The sequence below is a fragment of the Streptomyces sp. Sge12 genome, assembly GCF_002080455.1.
Taxonomy (GTDB): Bacteria; Actinomycetota; Actinomycetes; order Streptomycetales; family Streptomycetaceae; genus Streptomyces.
Window position 1 is genome coordinate 5,832,536 of the sequence record NZ_CP020555.1, and the last position, 15,145, is coordinate 5,847,680.

13 protein-coding genes are annotated in these 15,145 nt (G+C 71.2%); 9 read left to right on the top strand and 4 right to left on the bottom strand.

Annotation, left to right across the window (positions count from 1 at the left end; genetic code table 11):
- The first annotated feature begins 14 nt into the window (after positions 1-14).
- The 3 genes from B6R96_RS26170 (at position 15) to B6R96_RS26180 (ending at position 2,992) form a co-directional block, all read left to right on the top strand.
- Positions 15-767: a serine protease gene (locus B6R96_RS26170; RefSeq protein WP_030385485.1), complete on the top strand. Its 753-nt coding sequence runs from the start codon at positions 15-17 to the stop codon at positions 765-767.
- A 151-nt stretch (positions 768-918) separates the two neighbouring features.
- Positions 919-1,575: a response regulator gene (locus B6R96_RS26175; RefSeq protein ID WP_081523804.1), complete on the top strand. Its 657-nt coding sequence runs from the start codon at positions 919-921 to the stop codon at positions 1,573-1,575.
- A 256-nt stretch (positions 1,576-1,831) separates the two neighbouring features.
- Positions 1,832-2,992, top strand: a complete 1,161-nt coding sequence (locus tag B6R96_RS26180; RefSeq protein WP_081523805.1) for a sensor histidine kinase — start codon at positions 1,832-1,834, stop codon at positions 2,990-2,992.
- Between the two features lie 4 nt (positions 2,993-2,996).
- On the opposite strand, the gene B6R96_RS26185 is transcribed toward B6R96_RS26180, so the two are convergent.
- Both B6R96_RS26185 and B6R96_RS26190 read right to left on the bottom strand, forming a co-directional pair.
- A complete protein-coding gene (locus tag B6R96_RS26185; protein ID WP_237291528.1) occupies positions 2,997-3,347 on the bottom strand; it encodes a winged helix-turn-helix domain-containing protein in 351 nt (116 codons plus the stop codon).
- Between the two features lie 14 nt (positions 3,348-3,361).
- The gene (locus B6R96_RS26190) at positions 3,362-3,781 is read right to left on the bottom strand and encodes a hypothetical protein (RefSeq protein WP_159396368.1); all 420 of its coding nucleotides are present in this window, start codon (positions 3,779-3,781) and stop codon (positions 3,362-3,364) included.
- Between the two features lie 145 nt (positions 3,782-3,926).
- Here B6R96_RS26190 and B6R96_RS26195 point away from each other — a divergent pair, with 145 nt between their 5' ends.
- From B6R96_RS26195 to B6R96_RS26210, 4 genes are all read left to right on the top strand, one after another.
- On the top strand, positions 3,927-4,295 hold the full coding sequence (locus B6R96_RS26195) for a chorismate mutase (RefSeq protein ID WP_051779125.1): 369 nt from the start codon (positions 3,927-3,929) through the stop codon (positions 4,293-4,295).
- 32 nt (positions 4,296-4,327) lie between these two features.
- Positions 4,328-6,877: an aminopeptidase N gene (gene pepN, locus B6R96_RS26200; RefSeq protein WP_203351659.1), complete on the top strand. Its 2,550-nt coding sequence runs from the start codon at positions 4,328-4,330 to the stop codon at positions 6,875-6,877.
- A gap of 786 nt (positions 6,878-7,663) precedes the next feature.
- Entirely contained in the window at positions 7,664-9,055 is a 1,392-nt protein-coding gene (locus B6R96_RS26205) for a pyridoxal phosphate-dependent decarboxylase family protein (protein WP_081523809.1), read from the top strand.
- Complete coding sequence (locus B6R96_RS26210) at positions 9,052-10,461, top strand: lysine N(6)-hydroxylase/L-ornithine N(5)-oxygenase family protein (protein WP_081523810.1); 1,410 nt, start codon at positions 9,052-9,054, stop codon at positions 10,459-10,461. Before B6R96_RS26205 ends, B6R96_RS26210 begins: the two co-directional genes overlap by 4 nt.
- Positions 10,462-10,582: 121 nt before the next feature.
- On the opposite strand, the gene B6R96_RS26215 is transcribed toward B6R96_RS26210, so the two are convergent.
- Positions 10,583-12,385, bottom strand: coding sequence for a bifunctional metallophosphatase/5'-nucleotidase (locus B6R96_RS26215; protein ID WP_081523811.1), 1,803 nt, complete (start codon positions 12,383-12,385; stop codon positions 10,583-10,585).
- A 129-nt stretch (positions 12,386-12,514) separates the two neighbouring features.
- Between B6R96_RS26215 and B6R96_RS26220 the strand changes: the two genes are divergently transcribed.
- Entirely contained in the window at positions 12,515-13,237 is a 723-nt protein-coding gene (locus tag B6R96_RS26220) for an SIMPL domain-containing protein (protein WP_053169863.1), read from the top strand.
- Between the two features lie 147 nt (positions 13,238-13,384).
- Positions 13,385-14,812 (top strand): pyruvate kinase, encoded by a 1,428-nt coding sequence (gene pyk / locus B6R96_RS26225; protein WP_081523812.1) that lies wholly within the window; start codon positions 13,385-13,387, stop codon positions 14,810-14,812.
- Between the two features lie 60 nt (positions 14,813-14,872).
- On the opposite strand, the gene B6R96_RS26230 is transcribed toward pyk, so the two are convergent.
- On the bottom strand, positions 14,873-15,124 hold the full coding sequence (locus tag B6R96_RS26230; protein ID WP_081523813.1) for an EF-hand domain-containing protein: 252 nt from the start codon (positions 15,122-15,124) through the stop codon (positions 14,873-14,875).
- Positions 15,125-15,145: the final 21 nt, after the last annotated feature.

The window sequence follows — 15,145 nt, forward strand, 5'->3', positions numbered from 1 at the left end:
CCCTTGTGCAGTTCATGAAGCGCACCCTCGCCGTCGGCGCCGTCGCCCTCGCCGCCGTCAGCCTCCAGCCCGGCACCGCCAGCGCCGGCCCCGCACCCGTCGTAGGCGGCACCCGCGCCGCGCAGGGCGAGTTCCCCTTCATGGTGCGCCTCTCCATGGGCTGCGGCGGCGCCCTCTACACCCAGCAGATCGTCCTCACCGCCGCCCACTGTGTGAACGGCTCCGGCAACAACACCTCCATCACCGCCACCGCCGGAGTCGTCGACCTCAACAGCTCCAGCGCCATCAAGGTCAAGTCCACCAAGGTCCTCCAGGCCCCCGGCTACAACGGCACCGGCAAGGACTGGGCCCTGATCAAGCTGGCCAAGCCCATCAACCTGCCCACCCTCAAGATCGCCGACACCAAGGCCTACGACAACGGCACCTTCACCGTCGCCGGCTGGGGCGCCACCCGCGAGGGCGGCGGCCAGCAGCGCTACCTGATGAAGGCCACCGTCCCGTTCGTCTCCGACGCCACCTGCAAGGCCGCCTACGGCAGCTCCCTCGTCCCCAGCGAGGAAATCTGCGCCGGCCTGCCCCAGGGCGGCGTCGACACCTGCCAGGGCGACTCCGGCGGCCCCATGTTCCGCCGCGACAACAACAACGCCTGGATCCAGGTCGGCATAGTCAGCTGGGGCGAGGGCTGCGCCCGGCCCAACTACCCCGGCGTCTACACCGAGGTCTCGACCTTCGCCGCCGCGATCAAGAGCGCCGCGGCAACCCTGTAGCCCCACCGGCCCGACCCGCTCGTCCCGCTCGCCCTTGCGGCCGGTCCGTGACCGGCCGCAAGGGCGAGCGTGCGGTTGCGGCCCGACCCGCACCCCGGTCCCATGGGAGGGAACCGGTGTGCGGGTCGGGCAACAGTGGGACAGGTGGCTCATGGCGATCCGAGTGGTCATCGCGGACGACCAGGACATGGTCAGGACCGGCTTCCGCATGATCCTCGAGAGCCAGCCGGACATCGAGGTCGTCGCCGACGTCGTCGACGGCGAAGAAGCCCTCGCCGCCGTCGCCGCACACCGTCCCGACGTCCTGCTCCTCGACATCCGCATGCCGAGGCTCGACGGCCTCGAAGTCACCCGCCGGCTGTCCGGCACCCCCGACGCACCGCACATCGTCATCGTCACCACCTTCGACCTCGACGAGTACGTCCACGCGGCGCTCCACGGCGGAGCGTCCGGCTTCCTCCTGAAAGACGCCAGCCCGGCCATGCTGGTTGAAGCGGTACGGGCGGCAGCCGTCGGCGACTCCCTCGTCTCGCCGGCGATCACGGTGCGGCTGCTGCGCGAAATGGCCCCCCGCACCCCGGCCGCCGGGGCCCGCAGCCCGACGGAGCCCCTGACCGAGCGGGAACGCGACGTCGTACGCTGCCTCGCGCGCGGCCTGACCAATGCGGAGATCGCCGGGGAACTCTTCGTCTCCCTGTCCACCGTCAAGACCCACCTGGCCAACGTCCAGGCCAAACTCGACGCCCGCAACCGCGTCGAAATCGCCGCCTGGGCCTGGGAAAGCGGCCTGGCCGCCACATCGACGTGACCCCACCCGCCCCCTCCATGCCAATCCAGCCCCGCCCCGACGCGGAGCCCGGGCCGATTCAGCCCTACGGCGACGCTGGGCACCGGCAGATCCAGCCTCGCCCCGGCCAGATCCAGCCTCGCCGGCGTTTGAGGCGCGGGGTCCGGGGCGGAGCCCCGGGAGGCCCCGGCGCAGCCGCCCCGCGCCCGCGCACCCCGGCCCGCACCCCCACCCCCACCGGCACCGGCACCCGGCAAGAGGTCACCGGGGCCACCCGATGAGCCCCCTGTCCGGCTGGTCCCGCAGCCACCCCCGCCTCGCCACCCGGCTGCGCCTCTCCCTCTCCCTCGTCCTGCTCGCCCTCGTCACCTTCGAGGGCGTGGTCCTGGCCCGCCAGCCCAGCGTCCCCCACGCCGCCGTCTGGGTGTCCGGCATCCTCGTCTGCCTCAGCGCCGCGCCCTGGCACAGCATCCCCCTGCTCACCCGCGCCCGGTTCGCCGCCGTCGTCACCTGGACCACCACCCTCCTCCTGATCTTCAGCCATCACCCCCGCGTCGTCTGGGGCGGCGGCGAGGCCCTCGCCCTCCTCGTCCTGCTCTCGCAGGTCCTGCTCCGCGCCCCCGCCCGCACCGCCGCCGTCCTCGGCCCGATCCTCGCCGTCGGCTGCATGGCCGTACCCGCCCGGGACGCCGCGCCGGGCCGGTTCACCCTGCTCTTCTCCGTGCTCGCCGTCGTCGTCGCCGCGTACTCGCTCGTACTGAGGCAACAGGCCGCCGAGCGCGTACGGGACCTGCGCGCCGTACGCACCGCCGAACGCCTGGACCTGGCCCGCGAGCTCCACGACCTCGTCGCCCACCACGTCACCGGGATCGTCGTCGAGGCCCGGGCCGCCCGCTTCACCAAGGTCTCCGCCGAACACGCCGCCGAGATCTTCGGGCGGATCGAGAACGCCGGGGACGAGGCCCTCGGCTCCATGCGCCGCCTCGTCAAGATCCTCCGCGAGGGCGAGGGCGGGGACCAGGGCAGCGCGGCCGCCACCCACCCCGTCGCCGGCCTCGCCGACATCCGCGGGCTCACCGAACGCTTCTCCGCGACCGGGCCGCCCGTCGCCCTCAGCATCGAGACGGGGCTGGAGGACCGGCTCCCCGCCCATGTCGCAGCCACCGCGCACCGCATCGTCCTCGAAGCCCTCACCAACATCGGCAAGCACGCCGCCACCGCCACCGCCGTCCGGGTCACCCTGCACACCGTCCCCGCGGGCCTGGAGGTCCGTATCGCCGACGACGGCGGCGACCCCGCCACACTCTCCGAGAACGCCCGCGGCGGCGGCTACGGCCTCGCCGGCATGGCCGAGCGTGCCGAGGCCCTCGGCGGTTTCCTCACCGCCGGGCCCACCCCCGGGGGCGGCTGGCTCGTCACCGCCACCCTCCCGCTCTGAACCCCTACGGGCCGCCCAGCGCGATGGCCCGCAGGGCGGCCAGGTGCCGCTGGTAGACCGTGCGCCCCTCGGCGGTCAGCGAGAGCCAGGTGCGGGGCCTCCGCCCCACCCGGCCCTTGCGGACCTCCACCCAGCCCGCCTCCTCCAGCGCCGCGACCTGCTTGGACAGCACCGAGTCCGAGACCTCGACCAGGTCCCGTACGAAACCGAACTCGGCCTTGTCCAGCGGGGCCAGCGCCGCCACCACGGACAGCCGTACGGGCGCGTTCAGCAGCGGCGCGAGATCGTGCCGCGGATGTCCGCCACGCTTCGCCGCCCCTCCCGCTCCCCCTTCCGCTCCGGCTCGCTCTTCCACCGTCGGCTCCTGCGTCATGCCGTGCCCCGCATCTCGGTCCAGGCACCGACGGCCAGCGGCAGCGCACACGCCAGCGCGGCCCCCACCGCGAACGGCACGCTGCGGCCGAACACCGTGACGCCGAGTACGACCACCAGGGCGAAGACCACCGCCCAGGACCCCACCAGCAGACCGTGCTTCGGGCCGAACCCCCGCCGCACCACCCGCTGCCGCGCCGCGTACAGGCTCAGCCCGGTCACGAGCAGCACGTTGGCCACCCCCATCACCACCGCCGAGACCGGACCGCGCCCCAGCACGGCGATCGGTACGAGCACCAGCTGCCCGGCAGCGAACGCCCCCAGGTAGCGCGCGTACCAGCCGCTGCGCTGCCGCGCCGCCTTCTCCAGACCGGCCGCCCGGCCCAATGCCCCAGCAGCCCTCGCCGTCTCGTGCATGGTTCCCCCTCGCGCGCACACGGATGATCGTCCCTGACGATTTCCACTATGGTGAGTACTTTCCACTCTGGCAAGTAGTCGGTCGCCGTCTCACAGGCCGACTGCCCGAGGAACCAACGGCCACCGCCACGTATTCTCGGGAACCATGAACATCAGCGACCTCGACAACGGCACCGGCACGGGCCCCGGCGCGGGAGCGGCCAAGGACGCCGCAGGCATCGACGAGAGCGTCACCGCCGAACTCGCCCGCCTGCGCGACAGCATCGACAACATCGACGCAGCCGTCGTCCACATGCTCGCCGAACGCTTCAAGTGCACCCAGCAGGTCGGCCACCTCAAGGCCCGGCACCAGCTGCCCCCCGCCGACCCGAGCCGCGAAGCCAGCCAGATCGCCCGCCTGCGCCAGCTCGCCGAGAACGCCAAACTCGACCCCGCCTTCGCCGAGAAGCTCCTCAACTTCATCATCGCCGAGGTCATCCGCCACCACGAGACGATCGCCGCGGGCGAGGAGTAAACGCAGGGGGTCCGGCCGCCCACTGCGGCAGCATGGGCCCCATGTCCGCACTGACGCGCACCGAAGCGCAGCTCCGAGCCCAGCTCATCGACGTCCAGCACTACGCCGTCACCCTCGACCTCACCGGCGACGAAGACACCTTCGACACCACCACCGTCATCCGGTTCACCGCCAAGGCCGCCGCAGACACCTTCATCGAGCTGAAGCCCGTCGAACTGCGCTCCGCCACCCTCGACGGCACCGCCCTCGACCCGGCAGCCCTCGCCGACGACCGCCTCCCCCTCACCGGCCTCACCGAGGGCCCCCACGAGCTGCACCTCGACACCCGCATGCGCTACTCCCGCACCGGCGAGGGCCTCCACCGCTTCACCGACCCCGCGGACGGACACACGTACGTCTACTCCCAGATGTTCCTCGACGACGTCCAGCGGGTCTTCCCGGCCTTCGACCAGCCCGACCTCAAGGCCGTCTTCGAATTCACCGTCACCGCCCCCGCCCACTGGACCGTCCTCGCCAACGGCATCACCACCCGCACCGGCGACGCCCCCGACGGCAACGGCGCCGGCATCTGGAAGTCCGCCCCCACCCCCCTCATCCCCACCTACCTCGCCGCCGTCGCCGCCGGCCCCTGGCACAGCATCCGCACCCAGCACGCCGGACTGCCCTTCGGCATCCACTGCCGCCAGTCCCTCGCCCCCCACATGGACGTCGACGCCGACGAAATCCTCTCCATCACCAAGGACTGCTTCGACCGGTACCAGGAGAAGTTCACCGAGCCCTACCCCTTCGACTCCTACGACCAGGCCTTCGTACCCGAGTTCAACGCCGGCGCCATGGAGAACCCCGGACTCGTCACCTTCCGCGACGAGCTCATCTTCCGCTCCGCCGTCACCGACACCGAACGCCAGTCCCGCGCCATGGTCATCGCCCACGAGATGGCCCACATGTGGTTCGGCGACCTCGTCACCCTCGCCTGGTTCGACGACATCTGGCTCAACGAATCCTTCGCCGAATACATGGGCTACCAGACCCTCACCGAAGCCACCCGCTTCACCGACACCTGGACCGACTTCGGCGTCACCCGCAAACCCTGGGGCTACGACGCCGACCAGCGCCCCTCCACCCACCCCGTCGCCCCCGCCCCCGAAGACGTCCCCGACACCGCCTCCGCCCTCCTCAACTTCGACGGCATCTCCTACGCCAAGGGCGCCTCCGTCCTGCGCCAACTCGTCGCCTGGCTCGGCGAGAAGGACTTCCTGGCCGGCATCAACACCCACTTCGCCCGCCACAAGTTCGCCAACGCCACCCTCGACGACTTCGTCGACTCCCTCGCCGCCCACACCGAACGCGACGTCCGCGCCTGGGCCGACATCTGGCTGCGCAGCACCGGCATCGACACCCTCACCCCCCGCGTCGAGGAGTCCGAAGGCCGCCCCGACAGCGCCCCCGGCTGGACCCTCGCCGTCGACCGCCACGGCAGCCGCCCCCACCACATCGCCGTGGGCGTCTACGACCGCGACCCCGTCGACGGCCGCTTCCTCGAACTGCGCGAACTCCTCGACCTCGACGTCCCCTCCGACGAGATCATCTCCGTGACCGGGCCCCGCCCCGCGCTCCTCGTCCTCAACGACGTCGACCTCACCTACGCCAAGGTCCGGCTCGACGAGAACTCCCTCGAAACGGTCCTGCGCGGCCTGGCCGGCATCCCCGACGCCCTCACCCGCGCCGTCGTCTGGAACGCCCTGCGCGACATGGTCCGCGACGGCGAACTCGACCCCCACGACTACCTGGAGACCGCCGCGGCACACCTGCCCGAGGAGAACGACCTCGCCATCGTCCAGGGCGTCCTCACCTTCGCCCACACCCAGATCGCCGGACGCTACATCGCCCCCGACGGGCGGACCGCCGCCCTCGCCACCCTCACCACCATCGCCCGCGACCTGCTCCGGCGCACCGAGGACGGCTCCGAACCCGGCATGCGGCTCACCGCCGTACGCACCCTCGTCGACAGCGCCACCCAGCCCGACACCATCGCCGCCTGGCTCACCGACGACACCGTCCCCGGCGGCCCCGCACTCGACCCCGAACTGCGCTGGCGCATCCTCGGCCGCCTCGCCGTCCTCGGCGCCGTCGGCGAGACCGAGATCGACGCCGCCCTCGCCGCCGACACCAGCGCCACCGGCCAGGAAGGCGCCGCCCGCTGCCGCGCCGCCCTCCCCACCCCGCAGGCCAAGGCCGCCGCCTGGGACCGCCTCTTCCACGACGACAGCCTGTCCAACTACCTCTTCAGCGCCACCGCCCAGGGCTTCTGGCAGCCCGAACAGACCGAACTGCTAGCCGAATACGTCACCCGCTACTACCCGGAGGCCATCGCCCTCGGCGCCCGCCGCGGCCCGGCCATGGGCGAATACGCGGGCCGCTGGGCGTTCCCCGCGTACGCCATCGACGAAGCCAACCTCCAGGCGGGCCACGCCTGCCTCACCGACCCGAACATCCTCCCCCTCCTGCGCCGCAAACTGGTCGACCAACTCGACGACCTGGCCCGCGCCCTCAAAATCCGCCGATCCCCTGCGGGGAGCTAAACGAAACGGGCGCCCCGGGCCCGGGACGGAGCCGAGGCCGGGCCGGGGGCGCGGCCGCGACCGGGACGGGGCCGGGACGGGGCCGGGACGGGGCCGGGACGGGGGCGCTGCCACGACCGGGGCCGGGACGGGGGCGCGGCCGGGGCCGGGGGTGGGGGTGGGACGGGGTGCCGTCCGGGACTGCATGATTTATGGCGCCCCGGCGGCACAGGCCCGTACGAGCCGACAAGCGCCACAAATCACGTTCTACGTCCCGGCCGACACCCCGTCCCACCCCCACCCCCGGCCGCGTCGGCGGGGCGATGCGAGAGCCGGTACCCCCACCCCCAGCCGCGTCGGGCGGTGCGAGAGCCGGTGCCCCCACCCCCACCCCCGGCCGCGTCGGCGGGGCGGTGCGAGAGCCGGTGACGGGGGCGGGGTGGGGTGCTGTCCGGGACGTAAAACGTGATTTGTTGGCGCAACCGCTGCCCGTACGGGGCCACCCGGCCAGGGCGCCATAAATCATGCAGTCCCGGACGGCACCCCACCCCGCCCCCGGCACCGGCGGACCCGCACCGCCCCCGCCCCCGGCACCGGCGGACCCGCACCGCCCCCGCCCCGGCACCGGCGGACCCGCACCGCCCCCGCCCCGGCACCGGCGGACCCGCACCGGCGAGCACCCCCACGGCCAAGCCGCCCGCAGGGCCCCGGTCGATTCGGACAAACCCCGGCGGTTACCCCATTCGGGTCTGATCGTTGTACTGGCCGGGTGCCCCCACCGCACCCGGCCAGCCCCCGGAGGACCCGATGACCGCGCCGCCCGGCACACCGCCCCCGCTCGCCGGCGGCCCCCACGGCCCCGAAGCTCTGCGCCCCCTCCTCGACACCGTCCTCGACGCCCTCACCACCGGCGCCGAAGACCGCCACGGCCCCCTCCCCGCCGGCGGCCCCGACCACGTCACCGCCCGCGTCCGCACCGCCCTCGGCGACACCGGCCTGCTACCCACCCACGGCACCGGCGACCACGAAGCCCTCCGCACCCTCGTCCACACGCTCGCCGCAGGCGCCGCCGACCCCGCCCACCCCCTCTGCGCGGCCCACCTGCACTGCCCGCCGCTCGCCGTCGCCGCCGCCGCGGACCTCGCCGCCTCCGCCCTGAACCCCTCCCTCGACTCCTGGGACCAGGCCCCGGCCGCCTCCGCCCTGGAAGCCCTTCTCACCCGCACGCTCGCCGCCGAGTTCTACGACACCCCCCACGCCGATGCCCTCGTCACCACCGGCGGCACCGAAGCCAACCAACTCGCCGTACTCCTGGCCCGCGAGCGCCACGGCCCCACCCTCTCCGTCCTCCACGGAGCCAACGCCCACCATTCCGTCCCCCGCGCCGCCTGGCTCCTCGGCCTCCCCCCGGCCACCGAACTCCCCACCCCCACCGGCATCCTCGACCCGGCCCGCCTCGCGGAAGCCCTCGCCACCGCCCCCGGCCCCACCCTGGTCACCGCCACCGCCGGCACCACCGACGCTGGCCTCATCGACCCGATCCACCGCATCGCGGACCTCTGCGACCGCTATGGCGCCGACCTCCACATCGACGCCGCCTACGGCGGCCTCCTCGCCCTCAGCCCCCGCCACCGCGACAAACTCGCCGGTCTCGGCCGCGCCCACTCCGTCACCATCGACCTGCACAAACTCGGCTGGCAGCCCGTCGCCGCGGGCCTCCTCGCCGTCCCCGACACCACCCTCCTCACCCCCCTCGCCCACCAGGCCGACTACCTCAACGCCACCGACGACACCGAAGCCGGCCTGCCCGACCTCCTCGGCCGATCCCTGCGCACCACCCGCCGCCCCGACGCCCTCAAAATCGCCACCACCCTCCGCGCCCTCGGCCGCGACGGCCTCACCGCACTGATCGACCGCACCATCGACACCGCACACCACCTCGCCCGGCTCCTCGACGCCCACCCCGGCTTCGAACTCCACGCACCCCCCACCATCAGCACCGTCCTCTTCCGGCCCACCCACGCCGACGACGACCACCTCGCCACCCTGCGCCGCACCCTCCTGCACGAAGGCCGCGCCGTCCTCGGCCGCACCCACGCCGACGGCCGCCTGTGGCTCAAAGCCACCCTGCTCAACCCGCACACCACAGCGGAGGACCTGGACTCCCTCATCTCCCTCCTGGAAGGCACCCACCGATGACCGCCCAGCTCGACACCCCCCACGACCTCGTCGGAATCGGGATCGGCCCCTTCAACCTGTCCCTCGCAGCCCTCGCCCACGGACTGCCCCGACAAGGAGCCGGCGAACTCGCCACCGCCTTCTACGACCAGCGCCGCGACTTCCGCTGGCACCCCGGCCTCCTCATCGAAGGAGCCACCCTCCAGGTCCCCTTCCTCGCCGACCTCGTCACCCTCGCCGACCCGGCCAGCCCCTGGAGCTTCCTCAGCTACCTCAAGCACAAGGAACGGCTCTTCCCCTTCTACTTCGCCGAGCAGTTCCACATCCACCGCGCCGAGTACGACGCCTACTGCCGCTGGGTCGCCGGCCGCCTCCCCGGCCTCCACTTCGGCCACCAGGTCGACGCCGTCCGCTGGAACCCCGAACGCGACCTCTTCGAAGTCGACTTCACCCAACTCGACGCCACCGGCGAAGCCGAAGCCCTCGGCCGCACCTACACCCGCAACCTCGCCCTCGGCATCGGCACCGCCCCCTACGTCCCCGAACCCCTGCGCCCCCTCGCCGAAGCCCCCACCGTCCCCGTCATCCACTCCGCCGACTACCTCGACAACCGGCAGCGCATCCTCGGCGCCGCCCACGTCACCGTCATCGGAGCAGGCCAGTCCGGCGCCGAAGTCTTCCTCGACCTCCTCCGCTCCCGCCCCGCCGGCCACGAACGCCTCACCTGGCTCGCCCGCACCCCCTCCTTCGCCCCCATGGAGTACTCCAAGCTCGGCCTCGAACACTTCACCCCCGACTACACCCGCTACTTCCACTCCCTCCCCGAACCCGTACGCGACCGCCTCGTCCCCGCCCAATGGCAACTCCACAAGGGCATCGACGCCGACACCATCGCCGCCATCCACCAAGAGCTCTACCGCCGCACCCTCCACGGAGGCTGGCCCGACACCGTCCTCACCCCCGGAGTCACCGTCCGCACCGCCGGCCGCGTCGCCACCACCAAGGTCGAACTCCACCTCGAACACATCGACCAGGGCACCCGCTCCCGCCTCACCACCGACGCCGTCGTCCTCGCCACCGGCTACCGCGAACGCCCCCTCGGCAGCCTCCTCGCAGGCCTCGACCCCTACCTGCGCAAGGACTCCTCCGGCCGCCCCCGCATCGACGACCGCTACCGGATGCTCCTCGACCCCACCGTCAGCGGCAGCATCTTCGTCCAGAACGGCGAACGCCACACCCACGGCGTCGGCGCCCCCGACCTCGGCCTCGCCGCCTGGCGCAGCGCCGCCATCCTCAACACCCTCACCGGCAAAGAGCCCTACCCCCAGCCCGACCGCACCGCCTTCACCACCTTCGGCCTCGAACAGCGCGAACACACCCGCCCCCGCCCGGCCGGCGAACTCCGCCCCCTCGTCGACCACCCCTGAGGCCCGCCGCCCCGGGGCGGCGCCACGCCCACCCCGGCCCGCTCGCCCTGCTCCGGGACGCGAACCACGAGCGGCCGGGACCCGCCACAGCAGGACCCGGCCGCACACCACCCGAAACCGACTAGAACACCGGAGCCCCGCCCCGCGTCAGCCGCCAGTCCACCGACGCGAACTGCACCGGATCGATGGTCCCCTTCGCCTTCACCCACTGGATGATCGTGTTGCGGATCTCGTCCGAGTTCGCCCACACCTGCTTCGCCTGCGGCACGTGCGGGAAGTTCCCGCCACCCGAAGCCCGGTAATTGTTCACCGCCAGCACGAACTGCGCCGCCGGATCCACCGGCTTCCCCTGGAACGACAACCCCACGATCCGCGAACCCACCGGCTGCGCGATGTCGATGTCATACGCCAGCCCGTACACCGCGTCGTAGTTGTAGTCCGGAATGCCCTCGGAGTTCGTCAGCTTCGCCGGATCCACCACATCACCCGGCGCCGTCCGCACGAAGTACCGCGCCGAGTACTCCAGGTAGTCCTTCACCTGCGCACCCGTCAGTAGCCGCGCCTCCATCGTGTTCTCGAACGGATACAGCCCCGCCGCATCCCGGATCGTCACCTGCCCGGCCGGGATCGCCGCCGTCCGCGAGAAGCACGACGCCTGCGACAGCACCGGCAGCGCCGCCCACTCCGAACCGGCCAGCGCCCCCTTCACCGTCTCCGCCTGCACATGGTTGATCAGATCGATGATCGCGACGTCCTTGAACGCCCCCTCCGCCGACGACATCGCCTGCGTCGACGTACCGATCACCTGGTTCACGTACGCCACGACCTTGCGGTGCTCGTCCGACAGCAGCCGCGTGATCTTCTGGTCCTCCGCGACCGTGTTCGAGTTCAGCACCTTCGCCGACACCTTCGCCACCGACCAGCGGCCCTTCACCCACGTCAGCTCGAAGTCGAACAGCGTCAGCCGCTGCCCCCACTTCAGCGGCTCCGACAGCACCACCTCCTTGCCGGTCGCCGCGTTCTTCACCCGGTACTCCGGGATCTCCGTGTGCGCGTGCCCCACCAGGATCGCGTCGATCCCCGGCACCTGCTCCGCCACCAACGCCGCAGCGTTCTCGATGTACGGCAACTGGTCCCCGTACGAGGACGTACCGCTCGAACCGGAATGCGCCGACACGATCACCACATCCGCGCCCATCGACCGCAGCTTCGGCACGTACTTCGCCGCCTGCTCCTCCAGCCCCGGGAACGTCATCTTCCCCTGCACGTTCGCCTTGTCCCAGATCGCGATACCCGGGTTCGTCAGCCCCAGCACCGCCACCTTCACATCCCGCCCGCACGGCGTGCGCAGCTTGTGCATGCTGTACGGCGCGAACGCCGGCCGCAGCGTCTTCGCATCCAGCGCGTTCGCCCCCAGCAACGGGAAGTCGCACTGCTCCTCGAACTTCCGCAGCACCGGAATGCCGTAATTGAACTCGTGGTTCCCCAGCGCCGCCGCGTCATAGCCGATCGCGTTCATCGCCTGCGCCATCGGGTGCACCGGACCGCGCCGCGCGGTGATCGGATCCACCTTCGCGTAGTAGTACGACAGCTGCGTGCCCTGGATCGTGTCACCGGCATCGATCAGCAGCGTGTTGCGCCGCCCCTTCTCCGCCCGCACCTGGTTCACCAGCGTGGAGATCTTCGCCAGACCGACGTCGTTGTGCGCCTTGTCGTCGAACTCCTTGTCCGTGAAGTAGTCCCAGTTGAAGACGTTCCCGTGCAGGTCCGTCGTCCCCATCACCGTGAACGCGTACGTCCGGGGCCCGGACCCCTTCGCATCCTGCACGGCCGCGGCGGCCGGGGTGCTCGTGGCCCCCGCCAACGCCACAGCCGCACCCGTCGCAGCCGTCGTACCCAGAAAAGTCCTACGGTCGAACGCCATACCATCTCCCCTTTTGAGGCGTGAACAACGCGCGTAGATTCTGACCCAGCAGTAACAAGCCGCAACACCCCCGCAAGGTTTCGATCCGATGACCACACCCGTACGAGCGGCAGTGCGACAGTGGAAACCATGACCCAGGACGACGCAACGCACGCACCCCACACACCCCACCAGCCCTACGGAACCCCCGAAGTACCCCGCGTAGCGGTCCGCGGCGAAGCACGCATCGAAGTCGACCCCGAAATCGCCCGCATCGGCATCACCGTCAGCGCCCGCGGCACCGACCGCCGCACCGCCCTCGAAGACCTCACCCGCCGCAACAACACCGTCCTCGACCTCATCAAGAGCTACGGCGACCCCGTCGAAAAACTCGAAACCGGCGCCTTCTCCATCACCCCCGAACTCACCCGCCACGGCCGCGCCGAACGCATCCGCGCCTACCACGGCCGCGTCCACATCACCGCCGAACTCAACGACTTCACCACCCTCGGCGAACTCACCACCCGCCTCGCCGACCTCGAACTCACCCAGGTCGACGGCCCCTGGTGGGCCCTGCGCCCCACCTCACCCGCCCACGGCCAAGCCCGCCGCCAAGCCGTACTCGAAGCCGTCCAGCGCGCCCGCGAATACGCCGAAGCCCTCGGCGCGAACCTCGCCGCCCTCGTCGAACTCGCCGACCTCGGCGCCGAGAACGCCGAACCCTTCCCCACCCACCCCGGCGGCGGCATGCGCACCATGGCCTTCAGCACCACCGAGGACGCCGGCCCCCCGCCGCTCGACCTCGAACCCCAACGGCAGACCGTCCACGCACAGGTGAACGCCCGGTTCACCATGACCCCGCCCCAGCTCTGAAAAACAGACGAATTCAGCACCCCGGGGGTGCTCATCAGAGCACCCCCATGCACATTCAACAGTTGTCAACAAGCTTTTGCTCAAAGGTTGTTGAGTGGACACCCGGAAGCGATTACCTACCCGCAGGTAGGGGAATACGCTCGACCCATGCGCCGAGCGAAAATCGTATGTACCCTGGGCCCCGCAACCGACTCATACGACCAGATCAAAGCCCTGGTCGAAGCCGGAATGGACATCGCCCGCTTCAACCTCAGCCACGGCACCTACGCCGAACACGAGGAGCGCTACCAGCGCGTACGCAAGGCCTCCGACGAGACCGGCCGCAGCGTCGGCATCCTCGCCGACCTTCAAGGCCCGAAGATCCGACTCGGCCGCTTCCGCGAAGGACCCGTACTCCTTGAACGCGGTGACGAATTCACCATCACCGTCGAAGACCACCAAGGTGACCGCCACACCTGCGGCACCACCTACAAAGGACTCGCCGCCGACGTCACCACCGGCGAACGCATCCTCGTCGACGACGGCCGCGTCACCCTCGAAGTCACCGCGGTCGACGGCCCCCGCGTCCACACCCGCGTCATCGAAGGCGGCATGGTCTCCGACCACAAAGGCCTCAACCTCCCCGGAGTAGCCGTCTCCGTCCCCGCACTCTCCGAAAAAGACATCGAAGACCTCCGCTGGGCCCTGCGCACCGGCGCCGACATCATCGCCCTCTCCTTCGTCCGCAGCGGCCACGACATCCAAGACGTCCACCGCATCATGGACGAAGAAGGCCGACGCCTCCCCGTCATCGCCAAGGTCGAAAAGCCCCAGGCCGTCGACAACATCGACGACATCGTCGCCGCCTTCGACGGCATCATGGTCGCCCGCGGCGACCTCGGCGTCGAAATGCCCCTCGAACAAGTCCCCATCGTCCAAAAGCGCGCCGTCAAACTCGCCAAGCGCAACGCCAAACCCGTCATCGTCGCCACCCAGATGCTCGACTCGATGATCGACAACTCCCGACCCACCCGCGCCGAAGCCAGCGACGTCGCCAACGCCATCATCGACGGCACCGACGCCGTCATGCTCTCCGGCGAAACCAGCGTCGGCAAATACCCCGTCGAAACCGTCCGCACCATGTCCCGCATCGTCGAAGCCGCCGAAGAAGACATCCTCGCCAAGGGCCTCTCCCCACTCACCGACCGCAACAAGCCCCGCACCCAAGGCGGCGCCGTCGCCCGAGCCGCCGCCGAAATGGGCGACTTCCTCGACGCCAAATTCCTCGTCGCCTTCACCCAGAGCGGCGACACCGTCCGCCGACTCTCCCGCTACCGCTCACCCATCCCCCTCCTGGCCTTCACCCCCGACCAGGCCACCCGCTCACAACTCAACCTCACCTGGGGCGTCGAAACCTTCCTCGGCCCCCACGTCGACTCCACCGACGCCATGGTCGCCCAGGTCGAAGAAGAACTCCTGCGCATCGGCCGCTGCGTCCCCGGCGACGTCGTCGTCATCACCGCCGGCTCACCCCCCGGCGTCACCGGCTCCACCAACCTCGTCCGCATCCACCACATCGGCGACCCCGTCCGCTGACGAGCGCGAAACACCGCGTCGGGCCCACACCCGACGCGGTCACCCCCCCCGCACCCGCACCTACCAGCCGAACCGACGATCCACCACCACCGCGAACTCCTCGAACGACAACACCGCATCCCCATTCGCATCCGCCGCATCGAACAACGCCGACGACGCCACCGCATCACCCACACCCCAGAACGGCAGATCCCCCCGCGCCGCCAAAGCCGGCCCCTTCGACCGCAGCGCCGAGATCACCTCCGCCCGCGTCAGCTCCCCGTCATCATTCAGGTCGAGCGCAGCGAACAACTTCCGGGCCTTCTCACTCATCACACATTCCTTCGTCAACCA

What these genes read in the sequence shown, in the direction of transcription:
- B6R96_RS26195 (WP_051779125.1), top strand. Translation starts at nt 3,927, where the DNA reads ATGAACATCAGCGACCTCGACAACGGCACCGGCACGGGCCCCGGCGCG.
- pyk (WP_081523812.1), top strand. Translation starts at nt 13,385, where the DNA reads ATGCGCCGAGCGAAAATCGTATGTACCCTGGGCCCCGCAACCGACTCA.
- pepN (WP_203351659.1), top strand. Translation starts at nt 4,328, where the DNA reads ATGGGCCCCATGTCCGCACTGACGCGCACCGAAGCGCAGCTCCGAGCC.
- B6R96_RS26210 (WP_081523810.1), top strand. Translation starts at nt 9,052, where the DNA reads ATGACCGCCCAGCTCGACACCCCCCACGACCTCGTCGGAATCGGGATC.
- B6R96_RS26220 (WP_053169863.1), top strand. Translation starts at nt 12,515, where the DNA reads ATGACCCAGGACGACGCAACGCACGCACCCCACACACCCCACCAGCCC.
- B6R96_RS26205 (WP_081523809.1), top strand. Translation starts at nt 7,664, where the DNA reads ATGACCGCGCCGCCCGGCACACCGCCCCCGCTCGCCGGCGGCCCCCAC.
- B6R96_RS26175 (WP_081523804.1), top strand. Translation starts at nt 919, where the DNA reads ATGGCGATCCGAGTGGTCATCGCGGACGACCAGGACATGGTCAGGACC.
- B6R96_RS26230 (WP_081523813.1), bottom strand. Translation starts at nt 15,124, where the DNA reads ATGAGTGAGAAGGCCCGGAAGTTGTTCGCTGCGCTCGACCTGAATGAT.
- B6R96_RS26170 (WP_030385485.1), top strand. Translation starts at nt 15, where the DNA reads ATGAAGCGCACCCTCGCCGTCGGCGCCGTCGCCCTCGCCGCCGTCAGC.
- B6R96_RS26215 (WP_081523811.1), bottom strand. Translation starts at nt 12,385, where the DNA reads ATGGCGTTCGACCGTAGGACTTTTCTGGGTACGACGGCTGCGACGGGT.
- B6R96_RS26190 (WP_159396368.1), bottom strand. Translation starts at nt 3,781, where the DNA reads ATGCACGAGACGGCGAGGGCTGCTGGGGCATTGGGCCGGGCGGCCGGT.
- B6R96_RS26180 (WP_081523805.1), top strand. Translation starts at nt 1,832, where the DNA reads ATGAGCCCCCTGTCCGGCTGGTCCCGCAGCCACCCCCGCCTCGCCACC.